Source organism: Variovorax boronicumulans NBRC 103145 (assembly GCF_001591345.1).
Classification (GTDB): domain Bacteria; phylum Pseudomonadota; class Gammaproteobacteria; order Burkholderiales; family Burkholderiaceae_C; genus Variovorax; species Variovorax boronicumulans.
On sequence record NZ_BCUS01000252.1, the window covers coordinates 1 to 1,872 of the forward strand.

A 1,872-nucleotide genomic window follows, 5' to 3' on the forward strand; every position below is an offset into this window, starting at 1 on the left:
CCGCCGGGCAGCACGACCACCGTCTCGGCCGGGATGACGGCGCCGCGCTGCAGCGGCACCTCGCGCGCCAGCACCGGGCCGTTGTAGCGGTAGAACGGCGGCTGGTTGACGTCCAGCACGGCGCCGTCGGGGAACGGCAGCGGCACGCCCACCGGCCACAGCATCGGGCCGACCTTGGCCGCGCCCGCCAGCCGCACGCCGGGGTCCAGCTGCATGTTCGCGCCCAGCACGAGCGGCTGCGCCAGCACGGTGCCGGCCGCATGAAGGACCTGGCCCGACGCATCGCGCACCGCGCCGCCGAGCACGGTGCCCGCGGGCAGCGTGTAGCCCTCGGTGAGCACCGCGCGCACCGGCAGCACGGTGCCGGCGGCCAGGCTCATGGCCTTGAGCGGCGCCTGGAAGTTGAGCGCGCGCCCGGGCTGCAGGAAGGTGTTCTCGGCCAGCGTGACGGCGCCGCCGCGCGGCACCACCACGTCGCCGCCGAAGGGCACGCGCCCTTTCAGCAGCACCCAGCCGTCGTCGTCGCGCGTGGCCGGCAGCGCCGAGGTGTCGAAGCCGTCGTTGATGCTGCCGTGGATCTTCAGGTTGCCGCCCGCGCGCATCACCAGCGCGCCGGCCTCGCCCGAGCCGTAGACGCCGGTGCGCTGCGTGCGCGCGTTGAGGCTGTCGTAGCGGAAGGCCGAGAGGTCGAGGTCGCCGTCGATCTGCAGGTCGCCGTCGGGCGTGCGGCTCACGATCTGCACGCCGGGGCGCAGGTGGAAGGCATCGCCGTAGGCGCGCAGGCCCGCCAGCCGGCCGTCGACCAGTGCGCCGTTGGCCAGCACGTTGCGCATGAAGGCCGTGCTGTCCTCGTGCTTGGCCTGCAGGTAGGCCTGGCCGATGCGCTGGTAGGGCCGCCCGCTGATGTCCGGGTCGGTGCCCGTGGGCGCGTCGTCGTAGCGGAAGAAGCCGTTGACGGTGATCGTGCGCGCGCCCTCGATGCGCTGCGTGCCGCCGGCGTCGATGTCGATGTCATTGCCGCGCGCGCCGCCCAGGCGCGGTGCGTTGAGCTCCACCGTGCCGAAGGCGCGCGGCGTGCCGTCGGTGCCGGCACGCAGGTCCATGCGCGCGCCGTTCTCCAACACGAGGCGGCCCTTGCCGCTGTCGATCTCGATGGTGGCGCGGTTGGGCGCCTCGATGGCCTGGCCGTAGCTGTCCACGCGCAGCCGCGTGCCGTGCGCGTCGAGCAGCGCGTTGCCGGCAAGGGTGACGCCGTCGCGCGCCGCCAGCCGGATGCTGCCGACCTGCACGCCGCCGGCGTCCACGGTGCCGGCCACGGTGAGGTGGCCGCCGTCGACCGAGAGGTTGATCTCGCGCGCCTTCAGCTCGTCGCCCACCACCAGGTCGCCCTGCTTGAGCTGGAAGCTGCGCTCGCCGACCACGCCACCGTCGGTCAGGCGGCGGTTCAGGCCGGCGAAGTCGGCCAGGCGCTGCGCGCGCACGTCGATGCGCCCGGCCGCGTAGGGCACCGCCGTGCCGCCCGCGTCGTACTCGCCGCTGCTGCCGCCGGCGATGCGGCCCAGCAGCTCGACCTGGCCGGCGCCCGCGCCCAGCGCGGTGACGGCCAGCCGGCCGGCGCGGTTGTTCTGCGCCGACAGGTCGATCTGCGCGCCCGCGGCCTGGCGCACGTTGCCCGTGCGGCTTTCGATCTCCACGTCGCCGCCCCAGCTGTACTTGTCGACGTCGAAGAAGCGCAGGCGCCGCCCGGCCAGGTCCAGCCGCGCGCCGTCGTGCAACTGCACATCGCCGTCGGCGCGCAGCACCAGCTTGCCGCTGGGCAGCACCACGGCGGTGTCGAGCGCCACGCTGCGCCCGTCGATGGCGATTTCGGCG

1 pseudogene is annotated in these 1,872 nt (G+C 74.7%); it reads right to left on the minus strand.

What is annotated here, in order from left to right:
- Positions 1-1,872: pseudogene (locus VBO01S_RS32975) on the minus strand (hypothetical protein); the annotation flags it as partial.